This is a genomic window from Citrobacter telavivensis (genome assembly GCA_009363175.1).
Lineage (GTDB): Bacteria > Pseudomonadota > Gammaproteobacteria > Enterobacterales > Enterobacteriaceae > Citrobacter_A > Citrobacter_A telavivensis.
Genome location: CP045205.1, coordinates 4,345,962 through 4,369,028 on the forward strand (window position 1 = coordinate 4,345,962; position 23,067 = coordinate 4,369,028).

At 51.4% G+C, this 23,067-nt stretch carries 22 protein-coding genes, 1 tRNA gene and 1 pseudogene; 21 read left to right on the plus strand and 3 right to left on the minus strand.

Annotated elements, in window-relative coordinates:
• Positions 1–512 precede the first annotated feature (512 nt).
• Positions 513–1,244: a hypothetical protein gene (locus GBC03_23250; GenBank protein QFS72912.1), complete on the plus strand. Its 732-nt coding sequence runs from the start codon at positions 513–515 to the stop codon at positions 1,242–1,244.
• Between the two features lie 363 nt (positions 1,245–1,607).
• A pseudogene (locus tag GBC03_23255) lies at positions 1,608–1,952 on the plus strand (autotransporter outer membrane beta-barrel domain-containing protein).
• A gap of 106 nt (positions 1,953–2,058) precedes the next feature.
• Here GBC03_23255 and GBC03_23260 read toward each other — a convergent pair.
• Positions 2,059–2,433, minus strand: a complete 375-nt coding sequence (locus tag GBC03_23260; GenBank protein QFS74107.1) for a helix-turn-helix domain-containing protein — start codon at positions 2,431–2,433, stop codon at positions 2,059–2,061.
• Positions 2,434–3,148: 715 nt separating this feature from the next.
• Here GBC03_23260 and GBC03_23265 point away from each other — a divergent pair.
• The 8 genes from GBC03_23265 (at position 3,149) to GBC03_23300 (ending at position 11,665) form a co-directional block, all read left to right on the plus strand.
• Entirely contained in the window at positions 3,149–3,595 is a 447-nt protein-coding gene (locus tag GBC03_23265; GenBank protein ID QFS74108.1) for a glyoxalase, read from the plus strand.
• A gap of 214 nt (positions 3,596–3,809) precedes the next feature.
• Positions 3,810–4,244, plus strand: a complete 435-nt coding sequence (locus tag GBC03_23270) for a VOC family protein (GenBank protein ID QFS72913.1) — start codon at positions 3,810–3,812, stop codon at positions 4,242–4,244.
• Positions 4,245–5,060: 816 nt separating this feature from the next.
• Entirely contained in the window at positions 5,061–5,636 is a 576-nt protein-coding gene (locus GBC03_23275) for a hypothetical protein (protein QFS72914.1), read from the plus strand.
• Positions 5,637–5,752: 116 nt separating this feature from the next.
• Complete coding sequence (locus GBC03_23280) at positions 5,753–6,346, plus strand: hypothetical protein (protein ID QFS72915.1); 594 nt, start codon at positions 5,753–5,755, stop codon at positions 6,344–6,346.
• An 88-nt stretch (positions 6,347–6,434) separates the two neighbouring features.
• Positions 6,435–9,032 carry a fimbria/pilus outer membrane usher protein gene (locus tag GBC03_23285; GenBank protein ID QFS72916.1) on the plus strand — a complete coding sequence of 866 codons (2,598 nt, stop codon included), beginning with the start codon at positions 6,435–6,437 and terminating at the stop codon, positions 9,030–9,032.
• A gap of 13 nt (positions 9,033–9,045) precedes the next feature.
• A complete protein-coding gene (locus tag GBC03_23290; protein ID QFS72917.1) occupies positions 9,046–9,831 on the plus strand; it encodes a fimbria/pilus periplasmic chaperone in 786 nt (261 codons plus the stop codon).
• Complete coding sequence (locus GBC03_23295; protein QFS72918.1) at positions 9,828–11,207, plus strand: hypothetical protein; 1,380 nt, start codon at positions 9,828–9,830, stop codon at positions 11,205–11,207. The genes GBC03_23290 and GBC03_23295 overlap by 4 nt, the downstream gene beginning before the upstream one ends.
• A gap of 188 nt (positions 11,208–11,395) precedes the next feature.
• Positions 11,396–11,665, plus strand: a complete 270-nt coding sequence (locus GBC03_23300; GenBank protein ID QFS72919.1) for a hypothetical protein — start codon at positions 11,396–11,398, stop codon at positions 11,663–11,665.
• A gap of 82 nt (positions 11,666–11,747) precedes the next feature.
• On the opposite strand, the gene GBC03_23305 is transcribed toward GBC03_23300, so the two are convergent.
• A tRNA-Arg gene (locus GBC03_23305) sits at positions 11,748–11,824 on the minus strand.
• Between the two features lie 245 nt (positions 11,825–12,069).
• On the opposite strand from GBC03_23305, the gene folD reads away from it, so the two are divergent.
• The 5 genes from folD (at position 12,070) to GBC03_23330 (ending at position 16,596) form a co-directional block, all read left to right on the plus strand.
• On the plus strand, positions 12,070–12,936 hold the full coding sequence (folD, locus tag GBC03_23310) for a bifunctional methylenetetrahydrofolate dehydrogenase/methenyltetrahydrofolate cyclohydrolase FolD (GenBank protein ID QFS72920.1): 867 nt from the start codon (positions 12,070–12,072) through the stop codon (positions 12,934–12,936).
• A 1-nt stretch (position 12,937) separates the two neighbouring features.
• Positions 12,938–13,150 carry a ribosome-associated protein YbcJ gene (gene ybcJ / locus GBC03_23315; GenBank protein ID QFS72921.1) on the plus strand — a complete coding sequence of 71 codons (213 nt, stop codon included), beginning with the start codon at positions 12,938–12,940 and terminating at the stop codon, positions 13,148–13,150.
• 248 nt (positions 13,151–13,398) lie between these two features.
• Positions 13,399–14,898, plus strand: a complete 1,500-nt coding sequence (locus GBC03_23320; GenBank protein ID QFS72922.1) for a PTS N-acetylglucosamine transporter subunit IICB — start codon at positions 13,399–13,401, stop codon at positions 14,896–14,898.
• 84 nt (positions 14,899–14,982) lie between these two features.
• Positions 14,983–15,999, plus strand: coding sequence for a Mal regulon transcriptional regulator MalI (gene malI / locus GBC03_23325; protein QFS72923.1), 1,017 nt, complete (start codon positions 14,983–14,985; stop codon positions 15,997–15,999).
• A gap of 72 nt (positions 16,000–16,071) precedes the next feature.
• Complete coding sequence (locus GBC03_23330) at positions 16,072–16,596, plus strand: hypothetical protein (protein QFS72924.1); 525 nt, start codon at positions 16,072–16,074, stop codon at positions 16,594–16,596.
• Positions 16,597–16,687: 91 nt separating this feature from the next.
• On the opposite strand, the gene cysS is transcribed toward GBC03_23330, so the two are convergent.
• Positions 16,688–18,073 carry a cysteine--tRNA ligase gene (cysS, locus tag GBC03_23335; protein ID QFS72925.1) on the minus strand — a complete coding sequence of 462 codons (1,386 nt, stop codon included), beginning with the start codon at positions 18,071–18,073 and terminating at the stop codon, positions 16,688–16,690.
• Positions 18,074–18,247: 174 nt separating this feature from the next.
• Here cysS and ppiB point away from each other — a divergent pair, with 174 nt between their 5' ends.
• The 6 genes from ppiB (at position 18,248) to purK (ending at position 23,020) form a co-directional block, all read left to right on the plus strand.
• Complete coding sequence (gene ppiB, locus GBC03_23340; GenBank protein ID QFS72926.1) at positions 18,248–18,742, plus strand: peptidylprolyl isomerase B; 495 nt, start codon at positions 18,248–18,250, stop codon at positions 18,740–18,742.
• A gap of 2 nt (positions 18,743–18,744) precedes the next feature.
• Positions 18,745–19,467 carry a UDP-2,3-diacylglucosamine diphosphatase gene (gene lpxH / locus GBC03_23345; GenBank protein ID QFS72927.1) on the plus strand — a complete coding sequence of 241 codons (723 nt, stop codon included), beginning with the start codon at positions 18,745–18,747 and terminating at the stop codon, positions 19,465–19,467.
• A gap of 90 nt (positions 19,468–19,557) precedes the next feature.
• Positions 19,558–20,394 carry a hypothetical protein gene (locus GBC03_23350; GenBank protein QFS72928.1) on the plus strand — a complete coding sequence of 279 codons (837 nt, stop codon included), beginning with the start codon at positions 19,558–19,560 and terminating at the stop codon, positions 20,392–20,394.
• On the plus strand, positions 20,391–21,332 hold the full coding sequence (locus GBC03_23355) for a DUF1848 family protein (GenBank protein QFS72929.1): 942 nt from the start codon (positions 20,391–20,393) through the stop codon (positions 21,330–21,332). The genes GBC03_23350 and GBC03_23355 overlap by 4 nt, the downstream gene beginning before the upstream one ends.
• Positions 21,333–21,446: 114 nt before the next feature.
• Positions 21,447–21,956, plus strand: coding sequence for a 5-(carboxyamino)imidazole ribonucleotide mutase (gene purE / locus GBC03_23360; GenBank protein QFS72930.1), 510 nt, complete (start codon positions 21,447–21,449; stop codon positions 21,954–21,956).
• Positions 21,953–23,020 (plus strand): 5-(carboxyamino)imidazole ribonucleotide synthase, encoded by a 1,068-nt coding sequence (gene purK / locus GBC03_23365; protein ID QFS72931.1) that lies wholly within the window; start codon positions 21,953–21,955, stop codon positions 23,018–23,020. The genes purE and purK overlap by 4 nt, the downstream gene beginning before the upstream one ends.
• The last annotated feature ends 47 nt before the right edge of the window (positions 23,021–23,067 follow it).

A 23,067-nucleotide genomic window follows, 5' to 3' on the forward strand; every position in this document is an offset into this window, starting at 1 on the left:
ATTCATCCTAAAAAAACAGCCGCTTATCTTGACTCATTTTTCATCACTACATTTTTATCACATTTAAATCACATTCTGACCTTTGCAAATCAGCCTCTGTGGCAACGTGGTTGACCGTCATTCTTCGCTCTTCTGCCCGAGAAAAATTGCACGGTATCCAGCGGGCAATCCCTGCCCTGACGGTACTTCATCGCCAAAACTTCAAACTACTGCACAAAATTTTTTACTGAAAAAGAAAAAAAATCCGAAAAATTACTCTTTTAATAATCCTTAAGCATCCTGGGAAAAATTATCTCAGACCTTGCAATGAACAATCAGGAGCTTACTATTCAGCCCTCTTTTTTTTCATTATTGTTAATGTTGCGTTGATATTTTTTAAATAGATGAAATTTTAATTATTGCAACCAAAATAAAACATAGTTTGTTTTTCATTGTGGAATGAATCGCTGAATGGTACCGTTGCAATACATATTAACAGTGATAAATACAAACAGGAGATTACGTGAAAGATTATGCAATATAACCTCCTGTGGCTTGTTTGGGGGCTTTGGCTTTACCTCATTATACATTACGGCGTAGGTGATCAACACTTTTACATCACGTTAAAATCGCGATGGAAGATTATTGCTGTAATTATTTTAAGCTGCGGTTTAATTTATGCCGTTTATTTACTTTCATCATCGATGAGGATCCGAACCATGTTTAAACGTAAAGCGCAAAACACAGCGTTTGCTGATACCAACGCAGATATTAACATTGCATCTTCTCTTGATTCATCCCAGGTTTCCTACCTGGGCGACGACGTTGAACTCACCGTAAAACCCTCGCACAATGTGCAGATGAGTCCCTCCGTTGCTGTCATTCCTGAAACCTGCATTATTAAGGGCGAACTGAACTCAACCAGCGATATTCACGTTAACGGTCGTATAGACGGCATTATTCGCTCAGAGAAAACTGTCCATATTCTAAAAAGTGGACACGTTGAAGGTGACATTATTGCTTACGCTATCGCCGTTGATGGCGTGCTGAATGGAAACTGTATTGGTGGCGAGGTCAGTATTAATGCACAGGGTGTTGTGAATGGTCAGGTGAAAAGTGATTCTCTGGCTATCCATAAAAATGGGCGTTTTTACGGTAACTCTCTACCGCGTGCGGAAGAGGAAGATCATGAAAATGCGTTTATTTCTGCGATGGATGCAGTGAAAGAAAATACGATCGATATCTCAAATTTTCATAGAGAATAATGTATTTATCGGTATGCCGGATGCCGGCGACGCCTTATCCGGCCTACGCAGCCCAGAAAGACAAGCCCTACCTCTTTCCAGTTTAGACAACAACGGATTGATGAGTAATAGCAAAACCAAATACCCCTGACCCCACCAGAGGCCTCTTGGGTAACGGATAAGATCTTACGCTAAGACTTCTTATACAGGTCGCATTGAGCGAGAAGCCTATGTTAATACCCCCTCTACGAACAAATCGCCTGGCAACAACACCGATCCCCCTCCTTTTCTTTTGCTCTGCAGCAGAATCAGCCCAGGTATCATCCTGAAATGAGGTGGCTCCACAGCGTTGTTAATTAAACGCGATACCCGTCTCTTGTAAAGGAAGCCAACGGTACCCGTGTTGAAGGCAAAGGCGATGGTAATTTGCAGTCTCATGTCGGCGTCCGTCTGTATGGTCACGGTCACAACAGGCTGGATGCGGGCAAAGACCGCAACGTCCAGCCGTTTGTGGAGGTGAACTGGATCCACAACACCAAAGACTTCGGCGCCTCGCTGAGCAGTCAGGATGTGAATTTAGCCGGCAGCCGCAACATTGGTGAAGTGAAAGCCGGTGTTGAAGGCCAGTTGACTAAAAATGTGACGCTGTGGGGTAACGTTGCGCAGCAGGTGGGTGATAAGGGCTGTAGCGATACCTCAGCGATACTGGGCATTAAAGCGTCGTTCTGATAAACGACATTGATGAACCAGGGGGCGGATCCTTCGCCCCCTCTTCATTGCGGGTCAAAGGGGGTTTATCCGCATGAGGTATAAAAAGCGGGTTATGCCGTCTTGATTATTTGCAATGGGCATACCTGTCAGGCAAATGCGCACACAATTTCGTTTCTTCGTGATAAAAGTCCGACAGGTTCCGTTGATAGTCGGATGGCGTTACCCCACAGAGCGCTTTGAAGTCTTTGGTAAAGTGAGCCTGATCGTGATAGTCCAGATCACAGGCAAGAGTTCGGAGCACATCCCCTCCCCGATTGATGCGACGACACGCTTCGTTGATTCTGAGGATTCTGACAAACGACTTCCACGACAAGCCGATTCTCGCCTGGCATAACCGATTGATATGTCGGGTGCTGTAAGATGTTATATCGCTCAGAGCATTAAGACGAAGCATGCCATACACGGAGGAAGAACAAGCAAGTACCTGCTGCAATAGCATGTTTTCAGTGGCTATGCCTGCATGACGGACTAATACTTCGTCGATGGCCTGAAGCAGAAGCGGGTAAGATTCGTGATGCAATTCGATAACAGGAAGAAATAACCGTTCCAGAGAAGGGGCGATGGTCCCCAGAAGATACTGCCTGTTTTGTAATTCATATAAAGGCATACTGCCCAAAAGCCCAAACGCGCCACCGGGCAGAAACTCAACCAGAATCCGCATGGCGATCGTGTTGAAGTCCCGCGAAACCTGGTGCGGTTGGCTGCCAGGCCCCCAAAAGAGCTGCTGGAGACGCCCGTTAGTTAGAGTGAAAACAAGGCAGCCGCTGGCGTCAGGAACAATCGTCAATGGCTGCTGTGGCTGTGGCTCACAATCGCAGCGTAATTGCACGGTATAGTGGGAAACGATGTGACGTAACGGCTCAGACGGCGCGAAAAAGAGCTGCGTCGCCGCGCAGTGTCGGTTACCGACAATGTGTTTCAGTCCGCCTGAGAAGGTGTTCATTGCGGTTCAGATGACGCGGTAGCAACGCGTTGTTGATGCAGCCTCTGGGCGGCGACGCGGTAAATTTTGATATTCCCTCATAGAAATGTCCCTTTTTTACAACGAGGAGTCAGGATTATATTGTACCTTTCTCCTCATCAACTGCAGAAATTTTATTATTGTGCGGTTCGTGCATAACAATGTAATCACGCTTCAAAACTATGAGGTGACTATGTCCAGCATCCTGAAAGGAATTAATGTGTTATTTGTCGCCGGGTTTGGTCCCGTCACGACAAATCCAGAGGAAAGTGCGTCTTTATATAAAGACATACTGCAACTGCCGCTTGAAACTATTGACGGTTATGACGGATATCTGCATTCGCAAAACATCCCTGGCATGAAGTATTTTGCCGTCTGGCCGCTGGATAAAGTGGCCCTCTCTTGTTTTGGTTCATCTGAATGGCCTGCCAGTTTACCTGTTCCCCAGGCCTGGCTCGAATTTGAAGTTGACGACATACAATCCGCCTCCGATATTTTAAAGGAAAGTGGATGTAACTTGTTGACCTGTATGCAGGAGGAACCCTGGGAACAAACGGTCACCCGCTTTCTCAGTCCGGAAGGGATCATCATGGCAGTATCGTATACCCCGTTTTTACGCAAGGCGTCAGAACCGGAATAGCGAGTAAATGCGGGCTACGTGCCTCTATATCTCCAAAGCGCAAAAAGACTATCCGGTTTTCCGGATGGTCTTTCTGTCATGGTGATGAACGTTTAACTCTCCGTATTAATAGGAACAGATAAGAAATCGCCGAAAGATAAAATTGAGATTTGTTTTTTCCTGATAAAGAATAAATACCAGCAAAAATGACGGTAAAAGGAAGGGAAATGAATTTATGAAAACGTATCAACTCCATCGTGGCAGACTTATCGACCATATCCAGCTCGTGGTTAACGACTTTAACGCCAGCAAAGCGTTTTACACTGCCGTCCTGGCGACACTGGAAATCCCGATCGTAAGCACAACGGACGATTATTTCTGGGCAGACGAACTGGTCGTATCGTCGGTGAAAAGCGCAGGAGCACTGGGAGTACCGACAGGACGTCATCATCTGGCCTTCCAGGCCAACGATCGTGAGATGGTGGATGCCTTTTATCATGCAGCAATGACGCATGGGGGACGTGACAACGGAGCACCTGGCGAACGCCGTTACCACTCTGGGTACTACGCGGCTTTCGTACTTGACCCGGATGGTAACAACATTGAAGCCGTCTATCATGGTGAGGCGCAGCGCAGTACACCATCAGTGGAAATCAGCTTCAGCCTTTAGGTATCAGGTTCAGGGTTGCTCAGACCGTGTTTCCCAAATGGAATTGGATAAACTGGAGGTCTTAGACGGTTTCGAGCCTCAAGTTGACTCGATTTTAACGACGATGCCCCAAATATGTCCCATGAAGGAAATATGGAGGCTGGAGGAAATGGTTTAATCGTTGAGTTCTAATGGCGCCCCTACAGGATTCGAACAGAAAACATAATAATATGGTATGCGGCCCATTACAGTCCTGCCAGAAATGATAAAGATTACAGCAATCAGACACTGCAATGACGTCATAACGTTGTTAAAAAATGCCCGTCCGAAAAACCATTTAAGAAATGGAAATTTGATTTATATCATGAAATCAGCAATAAATTACTCTGTTTTGTATCCATTTATTTGAGAACGTTAATCATTATTACTTTTCCTTTCCGCGCTCCTGCTGTCGTGTTTTTCACCAATACCTTCCCTTACATTCCACCGGACAGCGTGGCTGCTCGTAATGGTTATCCGTGGAATATTTTATCTGTACTGACTCCTGTATTTTAAGGGGTTACAGAGTGTGACTTAAGAAATTACACCATGGTTTTTATTAAATAATTTTGGCTATTTTATAAGATTTTTCCATGTTATTTTCTCATTTGTAATCGGTTTTTTTTAGCTCTTAAAATAATCGACTATAACGATCGATAGTCGCAGATCGATATGCGTTAACTATTGCATAGGTAAGTATCGATCGTTTAAAACGATTGTTAAATTCGCAAATTATCGTTTTACACTTCCGTCTGAAAATCCCTGACACAGGGAAAATTACGGGCAGGGAGAATTATAATGGAATATCACTTTATCTCTGATGATTCTTTTTTTCTTCAGGGCGTTTCTGGAATTAATCTCCCCGGAAGAAAAAAGCGCATTCTTCATCACGCAGGTATGTTATCTGATAAAAAACACCCACAGAGCGGTGATGTTGTGGTCGTTAATATTGCTGATATTACCCGACGGCAACACATATTGCAGTCACCCTGGGTAGCATACTGTCGGGTGATTATTCTGCTGCGGACTAAAAATGATGGACGGTATCAGAATCAAAGGAAATTCCCCTGGGTAATTCCTTTTCGTACCGGACAATATACCCTGGCAGATATTCTTTCCCGCGCAGCTGCCAGCGAACCTATTCAGCGGGGTATTACGCAGTCACAGCGCCTTCTGTTTCACTATCTGTGTCGCGGATATTCACTTCCTCTCCTCAAGGAGAAAATGAAAGTGACCACGAAATACCTCTACGCGCTGAAACTCAGCACCATGAAAACGTATGGTCTCAGTGACGGCCACGCCACCGGCGTTCTGCTATGCCGGGATATGACAGGGATTTTCTGCCAGGAATGTTGTTTCATCACCAGCAGATGACGGGAATTATCCGACGTTAACCGGAAGATGCTTCTCGCAGGCATCCGGAATATGTTACCCGCCGGAACCGTCTCCGGCAGGTAATTTGTGTGTGTTAATAACATGGAGTTTGTTTTATGAAATTGACGAAATATCTTCTGGCCACCGCCATTACTACGACCCTGGGCAGCGCCGCTGTTCAGGCAGCGGACGGCACCATCACCTTTAACGGTACAGTGACCAACTCGGCCTGTACTGCCATCGCTTCTGTCACGGCAGACTCCACTGTGGCCGGCACACCGGGCACGCCCATCAACGCCACGCTGACGCTGCCACCAGTCACTGCCGACACGCTGAACACGGCAGCCGGCACTTACGCCGGTCAGACCCCGTTCTCCATCCAACTCACCGGCTGCGCCGCGATTGCGGGTCTGAACAACGTCCGTACCCTGTTCACCACCGCCAGTAGTCCGGCAGGTGATGCACACGTAATGGCTAATACGGCAGCCACCACTCCGGCCACCAATGTTGCGGTGGCCATTATGCAGCAGAGTGGCGTCACCCAGATTGACCTGAACGGCGGGACGAACACCGACCCGGGTCTGGCCCTGCCGGTCGGTACTCCGGGACCGCTGACACTGAACTACAAAGCGGCCTACAAGTCACTGTCAACTGGCGTCACTGCCGGGAATGTCACCGGCGTGGCGGATTTCGTGATTTCTTATTTCTGACAGGCGTAACCACGACACATACCCCGGGGTGGTCAGTTGACTACCCCGGCGGCAGAGGACAGGACAAGACTCGTGAGGGAGTAAGTGCATGACTCAGGGAAGCTCAGCTGCCAGGCACACACTGTCATTATTGGCTGCATCCGTATTGCTGTCGTTTTCTTGTGTCGCCCAGGCGGAGGAAAGCGACCGCGAGTATGAGAGTATTTTCCTGCGCCGGGATAAAAACGGCGCATCGCCGGATATCTTTCGCTACAAAAACACGCTGACGCCAGGAATGAAGCACGTCGAGGTGGTGGTGAATGACCGCATTGTGGACGCCCGCGATATCCGTTTTGTCGCTGACCACGAATCCGGGGAGGTCAGGCCCTGCCTGACCCGCTATCTCCTTAGTGAAGCAGGGGTGAAGACGGAGCTGTATGACAACTGGCAGACCAAACTAAAAGAGGACGATAACGACGATACCCGCCCCGCCGTCTGCGACGATCCCGCACAGCGCATTCCTGCCGCCCGGGTATTCTACGATGATGCGCGCCAGCAACTGCGCCTGACCCTGCCCCAAGAAGCGGTCAGCAGTCAACGCTTTCAGATGGTGCCGCCAGTCCTCTGGGATGACGGCACGCCGGCGCTCAGAACGGCTTACAGCGGGTATTTCTACAGCAGCCGACAGAAAAATTCGAGGCATTCTGACGATCACAATACCCGCAATAGTGCCTTCGTGAGCCTGAATAGCACGGCCAGTGCCGGCCCCTGGCGATTGTACAGTTTTGACACCTTCATCAAAAATCCCTGGCAGGGTTGGCAGAAAAATCACGACCGGCTGTATGCGGAGCGCAACATCATACCCTTGCGGGCACGACTCTCCGTTGGTGATATCTACACGTACACCGCCGGCAATATCATGGGGGTCATTCCCCTGCGGGGCGTCACCCTGCGGACCAGCGAGCGCATGATGCTGGAATCGCAGTTCAGTTATGCCCCCGTTATCCGCGGAACCGCCCGCACCAACGCCCGACTTATCATCCGCCAGCGAGGACACATTATCGACAGTCGGACGCTGACGCCCGGTCCCTTTGCCATTGATGACATGTACGCCGGACAGACGGGGGCCGACCTCGAAGTGACGGTGGAAGAAACGGACGGCACTCGCCAGCAGTTCACCGTGCCCTATACCTCGCTGCCGAACATGATACGACCGGGGGCAATGCGTTACAGCTTGTCCGCGGGGGAATACCGGAACAGCGGCGGGAGTGACCGCCCCTTGCTGGGGGCAGTCAGTCTGGAGCGGGGGTTTGAAGCATTCACGCTCAACACCACTGGACTGGGGGCGGCGCATTACCAGTCCCTTGCCGTGGGAGTTGCCTGGAACGTGGGGCGCATCGGCGCTTTCGCGCTGGACCTGGCGCAGTCGCGTTATTCCCTGGCACTTACTCGGGGAGAGGACAGGGAAACCCGTAACGGCAGTGCGGTACGCATGCTGTATGCCAGACAGTTTGACAGCACAAACACCGGTCTTCGCATTCTCGGCTACCAGTACCGCTCTGAGCACTTTCTCTCCTTTGACGAATTCACCGGCCGCAATACGTACCGTAAGCGGGAACCCGCATACGGCTACGATGGGACCCTTTATAAGCCGGATGAATACTACGAGTCGGGGGATGCCCTGTGGAACAAACGGCGCCGGAGCCGGCTTGAGGTCAACATCAACCAGGGGATGCAGGACTACGGCAGCCTGTATCTTACCCTGAGTCAGGACCGTTACTACGGCACCTCGCGTCGGAGTACCAGCGCGTCTGCCGGTTATGGCTTCATGCTGGGAAAGGCGAGTGTCAGCCTGTCATATTCGTATACCAAAAACGGCGGTGACTATGATGACAATATGCTCAACCTCAGCGTCAGTATGCCGCTGGGCCGGGGAAGCAGTAACGTCCAGGCCAGTTACAACCTTGTGCGTGACAGTGACCAGCACTACAGCCAGTCACTGGGGTTGTCAGGCAGCAGCCAGACCAGCCCCTTCAACTGGGGGCTGAATGTGCAGAAGGACCCGCGTAACCGTTACAGTGAATCCGCCTCACTAGGGTACCGCACATCCCTGGCCTCATTGAACTCCACACTCAGCCACAGTTCATACGCGGACCAGTTCTCGGCGGGGATGTCGGGCGGGGTGCTGCTGTATAAGGGAGGCGCAATTCTGGCACCGCGGATGGGGGACACCATCGGTATTGTGGAGACGCCGGGCGCAGCAGATATCGGTGTGCCGGGGGGGAACAAAACAGACCGGTGGGGCCGTGCGATCATCAACCATCTGAGTCCTTATCGTTATAACACTGTGAGTCTGGACACCACGGACGCGCAGACGGTTGAACTGCCGGAGACCGGACGGAAGGTGGTGCCAACGGAGGGGGCGGCGATCCTGCTGCGCTTCGCCACACGTGTGGGCCGCCGGGCGATGGTGGTTATCGGCGGGTCGCACACGGTGCCGGTGGGTGCCATGGTCAGGGTGGAAGGTCAGAATGAAGAGGCGGGCATTGTGGGCAATAACGGGCTGACCTACCTGACGGGACTCGATGCGCGGCGGGATGAGACGCTCATTGTGTCATGGGGTCAGGAAAAACGGCAGTGCCGGTTCAGTCTGCCGAAACCGGCAGCAGAACAGTGGCACACGCGGATACCGGTGAACTGCCGGTAACGAGTCAGAACGGATGAAAAGCGGGAACCCCGTGGCAGGGTCAGTAAAGGAGGAAATGATGTCACAGACAACGGTAAACAGAATGAAGAAGGCGGCAGGTATTGCCGTTCTGACAGGCGTATGGATCCTTCCGGCAGATGCTGCGGCGGCGGTGCGGCCAGCACTGACGCGGATAGTGGCGTATGCCGCAGACAAAGAGACGGCAATAGAAGTGAAGAACGAGAGCCAGGAAAGCTATCTCGTCCAGTCCTGGCTGGAAGACCTGAAGGGAAACGAGAACAACCTGCCCCTGGTCCTGACGCCGCCGGTGATGAAGGTGGGTGGGGGTCAGGACGGACGTCTGCGCCTGGTAGTGCTCCCCGCGGAAATCCCGCAGGACCGTGAGTCGGCGTACTGGTTGTCGATACAGGAAATCCCGCCGAAGGCGAAGGACAGTAAGGATAACAAGCTGATTATCGCCATCCGTAACCGACTAAAGGTGTTTGTGCGTCCGGCGGGACTGAAGGGAGAGGCGTCAGAGGCAGTGAAGTCGTTACGCTGGACGGTGGAGGATGGTGGTAGCTGCCTGAAGGCGGACAATCCAACACCGTACCATGTGAGCTTCGGTCGCCTTGAGTTGAAGGCGGGCGGAGGTGCGGGGGTGACGCCGGAGGACAGAATAGAGATGACACTGCCGCTGGGAAGCCGATGTTACACGGTGCCAGAGAGGCTAAAGGGAAAACGGGCGACGCTGACATACAGTGCGATGAATGACTACGGCGGTGAGACGGATGTGCTGACAACAGAGGTACAGTTATGAAGGACGCAGGGATGAAGCTGTGGCGGCGGCCGGCACGGGCGCTACTGCCGGTACTGATACTGGCCGGGTTGTGCAGGGAGACTGTTGCGGCTTATACCTATCATTTTGATTATACCTGGGATGACAACCAGTATCCCGCCGCCTATGGACAACCTGCCGGTAGTTGCACGTTTACCTACCCCAGCAACAGGCCTTTCGAGCGGCCGCTGGCGCTCATTGTGGATAATCACCTACCTGTCGGAACAGTACTGCACTCCTGGGGATACGAGGAATTTTTACCCCGGTTTGGGTTTGAGTGTCAGTCTTCCGGTGTGACCAGTGGCTCAAATACTGTCAGGTCGAATACCGGAGTCCGAACGAATTCTCCTCGTTTTTTTATAACAGGTTTATTAATTAATGACAGTAGTATCCTGTCATCTCCGGGCATCTACAAAACATCAGTGGACGGTATCGGTTTAAAAATTTATGTAAAAATATCAGAGGATACGTATTACCAGAATAATAACTTTGCAATGACGGGCGGAGGATATGAGGCAGGTCTCGATATTAGAGATTATAATAGCGTGGACCTTCACAATCCCTCTGCGGGTAGTGAAATTATACTAAACGGTCTCAGAGGTTATTTTTTGGCGGAACTGCACTCCGGTACTTTTGCAGCCAGCAACGTTCCCGGCAGTCCTTATAATATAACGCAAATATTATCAGGTCGCGTTTATTTCTCGGTCAGGGGTGAACTGGTTAAAACAGGAAATGTTACGTACTCAGGTCCTTTAAGTATCCCGGGGGCCGGGGCTTTATCATTATCTCCGACGGAGCATGGATTCACTAATCCAGGTGTTTATCTTGGTGGCGCTGGTATTACGATACAACTTCCATCATGCAGACTACGTGGTGCAACGGACTATCAGGTGAATATAGGATACTGGGTGAACAGAACGTCTCCCGCTGTTTCTGTCGGAGGTGGGTTACCCTTTACCGGCGACACCACGCCAGTCGGCATTAACCTTGAGTGCTCCGGTAAAGTTGATAATGTGGAATTCAGCTTTCAGGATACCGGGGCCAGCCCGCTTTCAAACCGCAATATCAGTCTGTATGACAGCGCAGGCGGTCAGCCAATTGACGGACTGGAACTGGAGATGACCTACGGCGGCAACCGACTGGATGTCCACCAGACAGGTCAAGCTCCCACTGTATATAGAACCAATGTCGGGGCAAAAGGTAACATAAAAACAGACCCGTCTGATACCGGATTCACCAGTCCGGACACGGCTTCTTTCGGGGTGCGCTATGTCCAGCGGGGACCCGTTACTCGCGGTGGCAATAACTACACCGGCCCGGTGACCGGAAAGGTGAATATGTTTGTGACCTATTATTGATGGCATGTAGACGATAACGTTTCAGATATTATCCGGTCGCTCAATGCCTGCGGCCTCAGTCATCTTTCACTTGTAAAGAGCGGCTAAAATATTTTTGTCATCAGACTACCAAAACACTTTATTCGGCAGTACTGCATGAAGCCGGAGTTTATATTTCCTCGAATGACAACGGGGCTGAGGTTCCAGGGATGACCGAATTTAACAAATATGAAAGTTTTTATATCACCACAGCAGAGATTTTACAGGATTTAATCACCGAAACAATGACAGAGAGACAATCTTCTGGCAGGGGATGCTGTGACAAATATCAAGCTGGTTATTTGACGGCACTGTACAGAGTGGACGCTGCAGTTAAGCGACAGGCGTATTTATTTGATATCACCTCAGAAGAGGTTACCAATGGTGCAAAACCGACTCTTTCGCAACTTAGGTGCAAGAAAACCAATGAAACATTTTAGTTAACAAGGATCTAAGCTGTTTTAAAATGGAACCCTCGCGCCTTATTCTAAGGAGGGAATGACCACTAACGTTTGTTCGAAATGGCGCCCCCTACAGGATTCGAACCTGTGACCGACGGCTTAGAAGGCCGTTGCTCTATCCAACTGAGCTAAGGGAGCAGTGAACTGCAATGCGGACTGATACAAAACTGGTCGGTATTATACGTTCACAACCTTAACGGTCAATGGCTTTCCTCTCAACTGCTTGAGTTGTGAGCATCCTGCTTTTCCTGTCCCCTCCCCCTCCAGGCGGATCGCCGCTTAAAACCACCCTGACAGAAAGCGGTAACTGACAACCGTCTTCACTTCTGACAAAATAGCGCCATCCCCTTTGACGTGTAGTAACAGATGGAATCCTCTCTCTGATGGCAGCAAAGATTATTGACGGTAAAACGATTGCGCAGCAGGTGCGCTCTGAGGTTGCTCAAAAAGTTCAGGCGCGTATTGCCGCCGGACGTCGAGCCCCGGGCCTGGCTGTAGTCCTGGTAGGCAGCAACCCGGCCTCACAGATTTATGTGGCAAGCAAGCGTAAAGCCTGTGACGAGGTGGGATTCGTCTCCCGCTCGTATGACCTACCGGAAACCACCAGCGAGGCGGAACTGCTTGAGCTGATTGATACGCTCAATGCCGACAACACCATCGACGGTATTCTGGTGCAGTTGCCGCTTCCGGCAGGCATCGATAATGTCAAAGTGCTGGAACGTATCGATCCGGATAAAGACGTGGATGGTTTTCATCCGTACAACGTCGGTCGCCTGTGCCAGCGCGCCCCGCGTCTGCGCCCCTGCACGCCGCGCGGGATTGTCACTCTGCTCGAGCGTTACAACATCGATCTCTACGGTCTGAATGCGGTCGTGATTGGCGCCTCTAACATCGTGGGGCGCCCCATGAGCATGGAGCTGCTGCTGGCCGGTTGCACCACCACGGTGACCCACCGCTTCACCAAAAATCTGCGTCACCACGTTGAGCATGCCGATCTGCTGATTGTTGCCGTCGGTAAACCGGGCTTTATTCCGGGTGAGTGGATCAAAGAAGGCGCTATCGTGGTTGATGTCGGCATCAATCGTCTGGAAAATGGCAAGGTTGTCGGCGACGTAGTGTTTGACGACGCTGCCGCGCGAGCCTCGTACATTACGCCCGTACCGGGCGGCGTGGGACCAATGACGGTCGCCACCCTTATCGAAAACACGCTACAGGCGTGCGTTGAATATCACGATCCTCAGGACAACTAACATGGCGACATTTTCTTTAGGCAAGCATCCTCACGTTGAACTGTGCGATCTGCTGAAACTGGAAGGCTGGAGTGAAAGCGGCGCCCAGGCGAAAATTGCCATTGCCGAAGGGCAGGTAAAGGTTGATGGCGCGGTGGAAACCCGCAAACGCTGCAAAATCGTGGCCGGTCAAACCGTCAGCTTTGCCGGCCAGACGATCACCGTAACGGCCTGAGCTATCTTACACCTCACCCGATCTCTCCTCCGGGATGTCGGGTTGAGGCCCCTCTTCTCTTTCTTTATCTCCCTACGACCATAACGGTTAATTATCGATCAACTTCAAAGAATCACCATTTCATTTGATGAAGCGTGAAATTTAAGTTGCGCGAAACTCACTCCTTCAGCACGATAAGTAGAACGTTCTACTATAACGTTCTACTTACAATAACAGCGCTAAAAAAGCGCTACTCGGGGGAAATCAGCATGAGTCTGATATCAGGGTTTGTTAAATCGTTGTCTAAATTATCGATGATTGGCCGCGCTTTAATGCTGCCAATTTCACTGCTTCCTGCTGCGGGCCTGCTGCTGGCCTTCGGGGATAAATTCCATCTGCCGCTGATGATGAACGCGGGCGGCGTTATCTTTGATAACCTGCCGATGCTGTTCGCCATCGGCTCTGCCGTCGGTCTTGCCTCTGAATCGGGTATCGCGGCGCTGTCGGCGGCGGTCTCGGTGTTTGTCACTAACATCACCATCAGCACGGTGCTGAGCATCACGCCGGAGATGGCCTCCCAGGGCGGAAAATACGCCATGGTGGTCGGTATCCCAACCCTGCAAATGGGCGTCTTTGGCGGTCTGATCTGCGGTATTCTCGCCGCCTGGTGTTATAACCGCTTTCACACCATGCAATTGCCGGAGTTCCTCGGTTTCTTCTCCGGTAAACGTTTTGTGGCGATCGCCACCGCGTTTCTCTCCTTTGTGCTGGGACTGCTGCTGCCCTACGTCTGGCAACACATTCAGTCCGGTATCGATGCGCTTTCGGTGGTCGTCAACGGCGATAATCAGGCGGTCTCAACCTTTATCTTTGGCCTGGTTGAACGTGCGCTGATCCCGCTCGGGTTACACCACATCTGGTATCCGTCCTTCTGGTACTCCTTTGGGGATTACACCACTCAGGCCGGTCAGGTGATCCACGGCGACCAGACAATCTGGTTCAAAATGCTGGAGGAAGGGGTCAAATCTTTCAGTAGTGATACCTATCAGAACGCCGGTAAATTCATGCAGGGTGAATTCCCGCTGATGTTGTTTGCCCTGCCTGCGGCCTGTCTGGCGATGTATCACGAAGCGCACACGAAGAATAAGAAAATTGCGGCCGGTATTCTGTTTTCGGCAGCGCTTACCTGCTTCCTGACAGGGATTACCGAGCCGGTTGAATTCACCTTTATCTTCGTGGCGCCAATTCTGTACGTCTTCAACGCCATTATGGCGGGGCTGGCCTATATGACCATGTACCTGCTGCATGCGCATATTGCCAAGTCGTTCTCTGCCGGTTTCATCGACTACCTGTCGTTTGGCATCCTGCCCTCCTTCAATGGCTATCAGACCAACTTCCTGAACGCCATTATCATCGGCGTGCCGATGGCGTTGATTTACTACTTTACCTTCCGCTTTGTTATTCGCCGTTTCGACATCAAAACACCAGGCCGTACCGAAGTGACCGCCAATGCGAACGACAAAACGGATACAGAAATTGCCACTGAAATCATCGGCCTGCTGGGCGGCGCGCAGAACATCGACTCCGTCGGTTCCTGTATCACCCGTCTGCGTCTGGAAGTGGCGAAAAGCGACGAGGTCGATAAAGACGGTCTCAACGGCCTCGGCGCGCGCGGCGTGGTCTTTGTCGGCGACAACGGCATCCAGGTGATTTTCGGTGCGAGAGCACAGTTTATCGCCCAGACCATGTCCACGATGATTGGCAAATAATAAGATGCCTGAATGACACGTCTCCTGTACGCTGGGAGACGTTGTCGTATCTGGCTGATAACCGGTAATTTTCAGGGAGCGATTTTGAAGAAAGTCAGCATTATTGATGTCGCAAAGCAGGCGGGCGTCTCGGTTTCGACCGTCTCGCTGGTGTTACGCCAGAAAGGGAAAATCTCAGAGGCAACGATTGAGAAGGTCCATGCTGCCATCAATACGCTTGGCTATGTTCATAACATCGCCGCAGCGAATCTTCGCGCCAGCACGTCCAATCTGATCGGCCTGATCCTGCGCGATTTCAGCGACAGCTTTTCCATCAAGGTGATGGCAAGCATTGTTCAGGAGCTGGAACAGCAAGGCTTTATGGTTTTCCTGGGTCAGCCACAGGATGATCGGACAAGCCTGGAGCGCTGTTTTCTCTCTTTCAAGCAGCAAGGTGTGGCTGGCGTCATTTATCTGTCGTCGGACCCCACCCGTACAGCGCTACCTGAACAGGTGCGCCAGTGCCCTTTACCATTAGTTGTCGTATCGCAATCGCTGATTGAAGAAAACTGCAATCTGGTAATGCGCGATAATCGTCAGGCGGCGAGCCTTGCCACTCGCTATCTGATTGAACGCGGGCACCGCAGCATTGGCTATATTGGCGGTCGACCAGACTGTCTGATTCGCCAACAGAGATTACAGGGGTTTCGCAATACGCTGGCACAAAATGGCATGGTCTATAAAGAAGAATCGACTCCTGCTTGTGACGATGATACCCACGCCGCCAGCATTGCCACCCGCCATCTGTTGGAACAAAATAACACGATCACCGCTCTGCTTTGCCACTCACCCGCGGCGATGATTGGCTCTATCTCCGGCATTCATCAGGTTGGACGTACCCTCGGTAAAGACGTATTTTTGACCCAGCAGGTGGCGCTGATTGGTTTTGAAGATATGCTGCACGTAAATCTGACGTCACCGTCATTGACCTATGTTTCATCGGCCAGTGAAGAGACCGGACGCCAGGCGGCGGTCCTTATGATGCGCAAACTGAAAGAACCAGATCTACAAATCCAGCGTATTACGCTTTCTGGTCAACTCGTTGTGCGCGAGTCGGCATAAATTCGGAATTCACCACCCACGCCTCCACGCCTGTCGCTGCTATATTGCTATGATTTGCCAGGGATAATGACAATGCCAACCATTATTACCCACGCCGCCGTCCCGATTTGCCTTGGACTGGGTCTGGGGTTGAAAGTGATCCCCCCACGTTTACTGTTTGTCGGGATCGCTCTTGCGATGCTGCCGGATGCCGACGTGCTTTCGTTTAAACTCGGGGTGTCCTATGGAAACGTGTTCGGACATCGCGGATTTACCCATTCGCTACTGTTCGCGTTACTGGTTCCGCTACTCTGCGTGTGGGTGGGGCGACGATGGTTTAAAGCCGGGTTAATGCGCTGCTGGTTATTTTTGACGGTTTCGCTGTTGTCGCACAGCCTGCTGGATTCGGTAACCACCGGTGGCAAAGGCGTAGGCTGGCTGTGGCCGTGGTCAAACGAACGCTTCTTCGCGCCGTGGCAGGTGATTAAGGTCGCGCCGTTTGCGTTATCACGTTATGCCACGCCGTACGGGCACCAGGTGATATTTTCGGAATTATTATGGGTATGGCTACCGGGAGTGATGATGATGGGTGTGCTGTGGTGGTATAGACGTCATTAATAGTGCCTGATGGCGCTACGCTTATCAGGCCTACCGATCATTCCATCGTAGGCCGGATAAGGCGTTAGCCGCCATCCGGCAATTCAGGTAATTACTTACGACGCCAGGTGGTTCCCTGCGGACCATCTTCCAGCACAATGCCCATCTCATTTAGACGATCGCGCGCCGCATCCGCAGCCGCCCAGTCTTTGGCTTTACGGGCATCCAGGCGTTGTTGAATCAACGCTTCAATTTCTGCGACTTCTCCGTCGTCCGCCTGTGCGCCGCTTTGCAGGAACAGCTCCGGATCCTGTTCCAGCAGCCCCAACACACCAGAAATCTTACGCAGGTGAGACGCCATCGCATTTGCTGCGGCCATATCCTCTGCCTTCAGACGGTTCACTTCACGCGCCATGTCGAACAGCACGGAGTATGCTTCGGGCGTGTTGAAATCGTCGTTCATCGCCTCAACAAAACGTGCTTCAAACGCCTCGCCACCGGCGGGTGCGACAGACTTATCCGTCCCGCGCAGCGCGGTGTACAGACGCTCCAGCGCAGAACGCGCCTGCTTCAGGTTTTCTTCACTGTAGTTCAACTGGCTACGATAGTGGCCGGACATCAGGAAGTAGCGCACGGTTTCCGCGTCGTAGTATTTCAGCACGTCACGCACGGTAAAGAAGTTACCCAGCGATTTGGACATCTTCTCGCGGTCAACCATCACCATCCCGGAGTGCATCCAGTAGTTCACATACTCACCGTCATGCGCGCAGGTGGACTGGGCAATTTCGTTTTCGTGGTGCGGGAACATCAGGTCAGAACCGCCGCCGTGGATATCAAAGTGATTACCCAACTGTTTGCAGTTCATTGCGGAACACTCAATGTGCCAGCCAGGACGGCCTGCGCCCCACGGTGACGGCCAGCTCGGCTCGCCCTCTTTGGACATTTTCCACAACACGAAGTCCATCGGGTTGTGCTTCACATCCACCACGTCCACGCGCGCACCGGCCTGCAGTTGATCCAGATCCTGGCGTGACAGTTGCCCGTAGTTCGGGTCGGTCGGGACATCGAACATCACGTCGCCGTTGTCCGCCACATAGGCATGGCCTTTGGCAATCAGCTGTTCAGTGATTTCGATAATTTCGGCGATATGGTGGGTCGCGCGCGGCTCCAGGTCCGGACGCAGAATATTTAACGCATCAAAATCGTTGTGCATCTCGGCGATCATACGATCCACCAGTGCAACAAAGCTTTCGCCATTTTCATTAGCGCGCTTAATGATTTTATCGTCGATATCGGTGATGTTACGCACATACTTCAGCTTGTAGCCCAGGAAGCGCAGATAGCGAGCAACCACGTCAAACGCCACAAACGTACGGCCATGACCAATATGACAGAGATCGTAAACGGTAATACCACACACGTACATGCCGACTTCCCCGGCATGAATAGGTTTGAATTCCTCTTTTTGGCGCGTCAGTGTATTAAAGATTTTTAACATCGAAGATTCCGTGTAAGACGTGTGTGGATAACAAAGTCTGTATAATACCCATAATTGGGACGGGAAGCAGCACACTTTGCGAGGTGATCGCAGCGTGCGGTTATGCTATAACACCTCCCTAACTCTGACCCTTCGTTGGGTTAAAGCACCACTATATCGGAACAGGATGCAAAAATGGTTACTTTCCACACTAATCACGGCGATATCGTAATCAAAACGTTTGATGATAAAGCGCCTGAAACAGTTAAAAACTTCCTGGACTACTGTCGCGAAGGTTTTTACAACAACACCATTTTCCACCGTGTGATTAACGGTTTTATGATTCAGGGCGGCGGTTTTGAACCTGGCATGAAACAGAAAGCCACCAAAGACGCTATCAAAAACGAAGCTAACAACGGTCTGAAAAATACCCGTGGCACGCTGGCAATGGCGCGTACTCAGGCTCCGCACTCCGCGACGGCGCAGTTCTTCATCAACGTAGCCGACAACGATTTCCTGAACTTCTCCGCCGAAAGCATGCAGGGCTGGGGCTACTGTGTATTTGCAGAAGTGGTTGAAGGTATGGACGTTGTAGACAAAATCAAAGGCGTGTCTACCGGTCGCAGCGGCATGCACCAGGACGTACCGAAAGAAGACGTGATTATCGAAAACGTGACCGTCAGCGAGTAATTGTGACGACACTGTTTATTGCAGATCTTCATCTCTGCACGGAAGAACCGGCGATCACCGCCGGTTTTCTGCGTTTTTTAGCCGGTGAAGCCCGTCAGGCTGACGCGCTGTATATCCTGGGCGACCTGTTCGAAGCCTGGATTGGCGATGACGATCCCAACCCGCTACACCATGAAATGGCCGCCGCCATTAAAGCGGTTGTCGAATCCGGCGTCCCCTGTTTTTTCATTCACGGCAACCGTGACTTTCTGATTGGCAAGCGCTTTGCCCGTGAAAGCGGCATGACGCTGCTCCCCCAGGAAAACGTGCTCGATCTGTACGGTCGACGGGTACTCATCATGCACGGCGATACGCTGTGTACCGACGATGCGGGTTATCAGGCGTTTCGCGCGAAAGTCCATCAGCCCTGGCTGCAAACGCTGTTCCTTGCCCTGCCGCTGTTTATACGTAAGCATGTGGCCGCCAGGATGCGAGCCAACAGCAAAGCCGCCAATAGCAGCAAATCACTGGAGATCATGGACGTCAACAAACATACGGTTGTCGCTGAGATGGAAAAACACCACGTCCAGTGGCTGATTCACGGTCATACCCACCGCCCTGATGTTCACGCGCTCACCGTCAACGGCGAACCCGCCTTCCGCGTCGTATTAGGTGCCTGGCATAGTGAAGGATCGATGGTCAAAGTCACGCCGGACGATGTGGAGCTGATCGCTTTCCCGTTTTGAAAAAAACATCCTCATTATAAAATAATGACCCAGATCATTACCCTCTAAGTCTGGATGGCTATGCTAAAACAAATTTAAGAATTAAGGGTAATGATGAATATTGATCAGGATTTTATCCGTACTACGGTACTTAGTTTTCATCGGAGCTTAATGAGAGATGGTTTTTTATGTGACCATTCAGAACTTTTACCTTTAAATGGTAACTATGATGACGAGGTATACCAAAAAATATATGCTTTAAAATACCTCCCTGCTTATTATTTTGAGTACTGTATTTTAGCCAACTCACTTCAGAAAAGGCTAAGTAAAAATAACGTAACCGACGTCAATATTGCCTCTATGGGGTGTGGGTTATATCCCGATTACTTTGCCCTCCTTCATAACCTTGATGGCATTAACTTTAACTATTATGGCTATGATGTATGTCGCTGGAAAGCTCGGCGACTACTGCCAGAAGGAAATGACAATTTATATCTGACATTGCGTTCTGTTAATCAAATCAGCACTAAGATTCTGGGGAAATTTGATGTGTTTATTTTCCCGAAATCAATTAAGGATATTGAGCAGTCATCAGATATTGAACACCTCGCTCAGGAAATTTCAAAAACTAAAAAAGATAAACTCTACTTCCTCAATTCTTATGTCAATACTTCACTTGATCAAACCAGTGCACATGTCAATATTTTCGAACACATCCATAATGAATTAATCCGCCATGATTTTCAGACAGCGGATAAACACACCGTCACTCAATACATGGGGCATGCCAATACGGGTTTAAAAGCGATAGATGTCCACTTTGATTATCCAAAAGAATGTATAGTACTTTGCCAGGACAAAGATAATGAATGTAGATGCAAGGTCAGAGATTATCCTATCTTAACGAACAGATATCTTGACTATCAAATACTGGAATATACGCGATGATCATTAGCGCCAGCCGTCGCACCGATATACCCGCTTTCTACAGTGAGTGGTTAATGAACCGCATTCGCGCGGGTTTTTTGCTGACCCGGAATCCCTTTAACTATCACCAGGTCTCTCGGGTGTCATTGCTTCCTGAAGATGTTGATGCGATCGTATTCTGGACACGCAATCCTACGAAACTGCTCCCTTATCTTGATGAACTCTCGGAGATCGGCCACCGTTTTTACTTCCAGTTCACCCTCACCGGATATCCGCGGTTGATTGAGTCTAAAACCTTAAATCCGCATAAAGCACTCGAGGTTTTTAAACGACTGTCAGAAAAGATTGGCGCTGAAAAAGTCATCTGGCGTTATGACCCTATTCTTTTTTCAAACCTTCTTCCTTTTGACGAACATGTTCGCCTGTTCAGTAAGATCGCCACCGAATTAGAAGGTCATACCCGACGCGTCGTGATTAGCTTTGCTGATTTTTATCAAAAGACGGAAAAAAACCTTAAGGCTATTGATTCGCTCATATACAGCGATATCACACAAAACCATGAACTCTGTTTAACGCTGTCGCAAAGATTATCAGAAATTGCCCGACAACACGGACTGGATATCTACTCCTGCGCCGAAGAAGTCAATCTTACCGGGCAAGGCATTCAGCACGGTAAGTGTATTGATGAGGCGCTAATTAATGACTTATTTGGCTTATTCATACCTAATAGCAAAGATTCAGGTCAACGTGAGGCCTGTGGATGTGTGAAGAGCATAGACATCGGTACCTACAACACCTGTCTGCATGGATGTCAGTATTGCTACGCGACCTACAATCAGAATCAAGCCAACAGCAATTTCAAAAAGCACTCTCCAGAGAGTCCTTTTTTGTTAGGGGGTACAGATGGGGTTGATCCGCTTCTGCTAGAACCGGTACGTTTCCAGCCAACACTATTTTGACGCCGTCAAAGGCCTTAAAATCCAGGCACGCAACCGTTTTCCTTGCCGATATAACGTGCTATTCTTTGTGGCCTCAAAAGCAGTGTGTCCCGCACCACAGGAGTTTTCAGACGCATGTCTTCCCGCAATAATCCGGCGCGTGTCGCCATCGTGATGGGGTCCAAAAGTGACTGGGCTACCATGCAGTTCGCCGCCGAAATTTTTGAAATCCTGGACGTCCCGCACCACGTTGAAGTGGTTTCTGCCCACCGCACCCCCGATAAACTGTTCAGCTTTGCCGAAAGCGCTGAAGAGAACGGCTATCAGGTGATTATTGCTGGCGCGGGTGGCGCGGCCCATCTTCCAGGTATGATTGCGGCGAAAACGCTGGTGCCGGTACTGGGTGTTCCTGTACAAAGCGCGGCGCTAAGCGGCGTCGACAGTCTGTACTCTATCGTACAGATGCCACGCGGCATTCCGGTCGGTACGCTGGCGATTGGTAAAGCGGGTGCGGCTAACGCAGCACTGCTGGCAGCGCAGATCCTGGCGACGCACGATAAAGCACTGCATCAGCGCCTGACCGACTGGCGCAACGCGCAAACGGATGAGGTGCTGGAGAATCCGGATCCGCGAGGTGCGGCATGAAACAGGTTTGCGTACTGGGCAACGGTCAGTTAGGACGTATGCTGCGTCAGGCTGGTGAACCGCTGGGCATCGCCGTCTGGCCAGTTGGCCTGGATGCGGAACCGGCCGCCGTCCCTTTTCAGCAGAGCGTAATCACCGCAGAAATCGAGCGCTGGCCGGAAACCGCCTTAACGCGTGAACTGGCACGTCATCCGGCCTTCGTGAACCGCGATGTCTTCCCGATCATTGCTGACCGTCTGACGCAAAAACAGCTTTTCGATAAGCTCGACCTGGCGACCGCCCCGTGGCAACTGCTGGCGGACAAAAGCGAATGGCCCGCCATTTTTAACCGTTTAGGCGAACTGGCCATTGTGAAACGTCGCGTCGGCGGTTATGACGGCCGTGGTCAGTGGCGTTTACGCACCAGTGAAACCGATCAACTGCCGGATGACAACTACGGCGAATGCATTGTCGAGCAGGGTATCAACTTCTCGGGTGAAGTGTCCCTCGTCGGCGCGCGCGCGCATGACGGCAGCACGGTGTTCTACCCGCTGACGCGTAACCTGCATCAGGACGGCATTCTGCGCACCAGCGTCGCCTTCCCGCGGGCTGATGCGAAACAGCAGGCGCAGGCCGAATCGATGCTTTCCGCTATCATGCAGGAACTGGGCTACGTCGGCGTGATGGCGATGGAGTGTTTTGTCACTCCGGAAGGGCTGCTGATCAACGAACTGGCCCCGCGCGTGCATAACAGCGGTCACTGGACGCAAAACGGTGCCAGCATCAGCCAGTTTGAGCTGCATCTGCGGGCGATTACCGGTCTGCCGCTACCGGCACCGGTGGTCGACAGTCCGTCGGTGATGGTGAATCTGATTGGCAGCGACCTCAATTACGACTGGCTGAAACTGCCGTTAGTGCATCTGCACTGGTACGACAAAGAAGTGCGTCCGGGGCGCAAAGTCGGTCACCTGAATCTGACCGACAGCGACACTGCGCGCCTGAGCGCCACGCTGGAAGCGCTCTCCCCGCTGCTGCCGACGGAATACGCCAGCGGTATCCTCTGGGCACAAACTCAGCTCAAATAAGCCTTATATCGCGGGGAAGTTTAACTTATGCTTCCCCGCCCTCTCCT